The sequence below is a fragment of the Streptomyces sp. NPDC026417 genome (assembly GCF_055567695.1).
In genome coordinates this window covers 1-4,612 of sequence record NZ_JBVHPY010000085.1, presented here as the reverse complement: position 1 = coordinate 4,612, position 4,612 = coordinate 1, and the positions used below count along the sequence as shown (strand labels likewise).

Below are 4,612 nucleotides of genomic sequence, written 5' to 3'. Positions count from 1 at the left end.
CCACCCCCGCAACTACCTGGCGTTTCTCGGACTCGCCGCCGCCCTCTGCTGCTACAAGAGGCTCCTCCGCCTCACCACATAGGACACCGTCTAAGAACTCACCGACACCGACCCGGCGCACCCCCTCCCCGGCCACGCCCTGCGCACCGCGGCCTACACCGCCGAGACCACCGACGAAACCACACCCCTCGACCTCGCACCCCAACGCCAGCACCTACACGCCCAGGTCACCGCCCGCTTCACCATGGCACCCCCCAAGCTGTAACTCGCAACGCTCATCGAGACCGTCCCTACGCTGCCATGGCATGGTGGAGCCTCAACCGCGGCGAGCCGACTACGAGCAGGTGCTTGGTCTCGCTGCCCGATCGACGCGGTGAACATCCGGGAGCTGACGCATCTGTATCCAGTGGACCGGGGTAAGTACGGCTCGAAGATCCACCTGATCACTGAGCGGACCGATCTGCCTTTGTCTATCGCTTGCGTCGACGGGGGGGCTCCAGGATTGAATCGGCGGTATGCGCCTTACGAGCGGGAGCAGCCTGACTGTCATGAACGTGAGATATGACCACTACCACCACCTGCGAGATGGCCATCCCGGCGGGGGCATCCGGCACCGAATAGCCCGTAAGGGAGTCGAGACCTTGCAACGACTCGGCCGGCACCGCTGAACCGTCGAACGCACGATGGTCTGGCTCGCTGGACGCCGTCGCCTCCATCGTCGCGACGAGCGCAATACCAGTCACTTCCCCGGCCTTCACGAGACAGGGCGAAGCTGGCGGAGCCGACGCGGTCCCCACCTCAGACGTCTGCATCACCATGGGCTGCGGCGACACCTGCCCCCGTCTTCCCCGGCAAGCGCTACCTCGACTGGAAGCTCGACGACCCGGCCGGCCAGGGCTTGGAGGCCGTCCGCCCCATTCGCGACGAGATCAGGACCCTGGTCGAGGCCCTCATCGCGGAGATCGCCCCGGCGCCCGCCGCCTGAACGTCGGCGCCAGTCGCTGGACGGGGCGTTGCCCATAAACGGAGCTGGAGCGGTACGGATGACAGTCCGTTTCGCCACTTCACGAGCCCAGTCCTGGCACGCCTACCCTGGCTCACCGAACGGTCGGCACGAGCCTACGAGTGCGCAATTCCGTCGCGGCGGCGGTGCGATGACGGATAGTAGCCCGGGGGTCGGCTCCCGTATTGACGTCGTTTCACGTCGTGAGTCGGCGGTGGTTGGTGACGCCTTGCGGCCCGCCGCCGTGGGCTACGCGGCGGGCTGGCGGACCTGGACCTCGGTAGCATCCAGCCACAGAGAGACACCCCCGGCCAGGCCGCGAACGCAAGCCTGAAAACTTCCTGGCCTTCACCGCCACCAGCCAATAGCGCCCTTCGTCGAACACCAAAACACCAGACACACGACCACTCCTCAGGCGGATCACCGTCGAACACGCCCTCGCCGGCCACAACGCCTGGAAACATCTCCAGCGCTGGACCCGCCGCCGCGGCCCTTCCCGGACACCTACCAAGCCATCGCCACCCTGGTATCCGACCGCACCACTACCGCCGGACCAACGCCGCGAGCAGGAGAAAAACGACCCACCGCTATCAAGCGCCCACTCGTGGAGGACGCCGCGCAGCTGCTGGGCTGCCGCACTTCGCCCGGTGACCTTGCCACCAGGCGAAAACTGGCCGACGGTGATCAGCCGTCGAAACGTCCCCGAAACCTCCTTTTATGATCTATGAGCTCGTAACACGATCTTGTTGAGGTGTCCTGGCCGGGCGTGCCCGATGTGGCGATTCCGCCGTTCGGGAGGGTGTGAGTACTGGGCCGTGGATCGTGGATGACGACTTGGGGACGCTGATCGAGCCGCTGCTGCCGCCCTGGCCTGAGCGATCTCCGGGGCCTCGGCCGGTGGCGGACCGGCTGTGTCTGCGGGGCATGCTGTACGTGCTCCACAACGACATAGCCTGGCAACTGCTGCCCTTGGAGCTGGGGTTCGGCTCCGGCCAGACCTGCTGGTGGCGTCTGGAGCGGTGGCAGCAGGCCGGGGTCTTCGAACAGCTGCACCGCATTCTGCTCGCTGAGCTGAATGCGGCCGGCGAACTCGACTGGTCCAGGGCGTGTGTGGACGGCTCCCACATCCGTGCGAAAAAGGGGGAGCCGACACCGGTCCGTCACCGGTCGAAGACGGGCAGCAAGCACCACTTGATCTGTGACGGACGCGGCACCCCGCTCAGAGTCATCACCACCGCTGCCAACGTCACGACGTCACCCAGACCCTCGCCCTGGTCGACGGCATCCCGCCCGTGGCCGGGCGTCCCGGCCGGTCACGCCGCCGCCCCGATTCGCTGCTCGGCGACAAGGGCTACGACTCCAACCCCAACCGCGAGGAGCTGCGCAAGCGGCGGATTCTGCCGGTCATCTCCCGCAAAGGCGCCCCGAACATCAAGGGCCTGGGCAAGCTCCGCTACGTGGTCGAGTAGACCTTCGCCCTGCTCCACCAGTTCAAACGCCTCGCCGTCCGCTCGGAAACGCCGAACCGAACTCCACGACGCCTTCGTCTCATTGGCCTGCGGCCTCATCTGCTGGAGGCGACTGAAGAAGCACCGATCATGACCGTGCCACGAGCTCTTAACTACAATGCACACCACTCACCCAGAGGGCCGGCCACCCGCGTCTGTGTGAAGTCGTGCACCAGGTCCCATGCCCGGTCGATGTCCAGGACAAAGTCGCCTGTGAACGCGGCGAGGTCGTCCATGATCGGGACCTCAACCTCGGCATCCGAGAGCATGGTGCCGTCTCCTACGAGCAGAGACGTCCGCTCGGTGTCACTCATCAGGTGGACGACCGCGTGATCATCTCGGAAGGCCACGGTCAGCACCGGGAACTCCCTGTTCGGTGACCGAACCTCGACGTATCCCTGGCCACAGGAACGCAGGTCGTTGAAGCAATCTGACAGATCCTGCACCTCTGAACGTCTCTCAACCGGATCGAACAGTCCCGATTCCGGCGACGTCGCCGCCCACACCACGCTCACCCAGTCCCGCTTCCCCACACAGGGCCATCGCCCACAATCCAGGGCCACACTCCCACGCTCCACCACGACACGACACGACACGACACGACTACTGGGACTGGGTCTCATGATCGTGTTACGAGCTCTATGCCATATCGCGGGAAGAAGAATGGAGTAGAAAATGCTCCGGTCGAGTGATATTTTTCTTGGTAATTTACTCCTCCTCGACCCGAACCCGCCAATGGCCTGCACCTTGCATAGAACTGGGGTGTTTTGTAGTTTTTCGTACTATCGCTACCACACCAACTAAAGGAGTGTCTAATGTTTAATTTGAGAAAGCGACGCATTGTTGCGTCAATCGCGGCAATCCCTGTGACCGTTGGGGCAGGAATCGCGTTAAGCGCTCCCGCCTTCGCGGCTTCAGCATCACTCGTTTCTACTAACTGTGGCGCGTCTAATTGGATGGGCGGCAACGGCCTAAACAAGGCTTACACCTGGAGCTGTGTGGAACTCTGGTCTGACCCGGTCGGCCCCGATTGGTACGTTCCTGGGGCGAGCGTAAAGAACGCCTCGGCCGAGACGTGGCTAAACGATGTTGACGTTAGCGTATGGGATGGCCTGACCTACATCAAGAGCTGCCACTGGGATTCCGTTGCCCCCGGACAGACCGTTATCTGTAGTAGTGGCCGGTGGGCAACCGGCACTTCACACCAGGTCAAAGGAACCGCCTCGGCTGTAGTTAATGGTGCCAGCAGCCTTGGATACTCTACCTCGAAGTACGTAATTTGGTAGCTCGACCAGCCCGCTCAGGGTGGTATTCGATCTGCGATAAAGGCATTGTTGTTTGACAGAAATTAGGCGCCTTCTTCAAACAGGTCTTGCCCAGAGCACGAAGGACGCGAGACTGACCGCTGCTTGGAAGGAGGTGGCGGTCTCGATGCCCCTATGGATGTCAACCAGTGGAGGCTGGTGCGGGAGATTGGCTCCGCGTTGTGAGCAGGGCTTGGTAGATCTCACGAGCGACGTAGCATTTAAGGCATCAGATGGCTTCGCGTCGTGTCTTGCCCTTGCTGACCCGTCGTTCCTCGTAGGAGCGGGTACGGGGGGCCAGCGCAGGGGGCGATGCGGAGAATGTCCCGTTCTTCCTCGAGCTCGCGGATCCTCTTGTGGGCGGCGGCCAGCTCCGCCTGAACGGCGTTGCCGACGGTCTGCGAGGTGGCCGGCGGTGCGCAGTGGGCGCCAGGCCGGCGGCCGTCCGCGGCCCGGATCCAGCTCCTCAGCGTCTCGGTGCTCACCCCGAGATCAGCGGCGACCGACTTGATCGTCACTCCCGGCCTCGAGCGGTACAACGCGACCGCGTCCGCCTAGAACTCGGCGGGGTAATGCTTCATCCCCACAGGGACTCCGTTCTCCTGGACCATCAAGATCCAAGTGTCTCCGGTGTCCAAAATCCGGGGTCAAGGTCCGTCCTTGTCGATGAAGTATGGGTCTGTGGACAGCTTGAACGTCTCGGTGCGGTGCGGTTGCAGGCCGAAGGCCCGCCAGATCCGTGACACGGTCGACTGGGACAGGCCCATCTCCTGGGCCATGGCCCGCGTCGACCAGTG

Annotated in this window: 2 protein-coding genes and 3 pseudogenes; 2 read left to right on the top strand and 3 right to left on the bottom strand. The window is 63.6% G+C overall.

The window, feature by feature from the left end:
• Positions 1 to 783: 783 nt before the first annotated feature.
• Together ACZ4NT_RS38775 and ACZ4NT_RS38770 are read left to right on the top strand one after the other, a co-directional pair.
• Positions 784 to 985, top strand: a pseudogene (locus ACZ4NT_RS38775) (low molecular weight phosphatase family protein); the annotation flags it as partial.
• 837 nt (positions 986 to 1,822) lie between these two features.
• Positions 1,823 to 2,605 (top strand): annotated as a pseudogene (locus tag ACZ4NT_RS38770) (IS5 family transposase).
• A gap of 19 nt (positions 2,606 to 2,624) precedes the next feature.
• Here the strand turns inward: ACZ4NT_RS38770 and ACZ4NT_RS38765 are convergent.
• The 3 genes and pseudogenes from ACZ4NT_RS38765 to ACZ4NT_RS38755 all read right to left on the bottom strand — a co-directional run.
• Complete coding sequence (locus ACZ4NT_RS38765; protein WP_467730117.1) at positions 2,625 to 3,026, bottom strand: hypothetical protein; 402 nt, start codon at positions 3,024 to 3,026, stop codon at positions 2,625 to 2,627.
• A gap of 1,010 nt (positions 3,027 to 4,036) precedes the next feature.
• Positions 4,037 to 4,354 carry a transposase gene (locus ACZ4NT_RS38760; protein ID WP_467730115.1) on the bottom strand — a complete coding sequence of 106 codons (318 nt, stop codon included), beginning with the start codon at positions 4,352 to 4,354 and terminating at the stop codon, positions 4,037 to 4,039.
• Positions 4,355 to 4,474: 120 nt separating this feature from the next.
• Positions 4,475 to 4,612 (bottom strand): annotated as a pseudogene (locus ACZ4NT_RS38755) (IS630 family transposase); the annotation flags it as partial.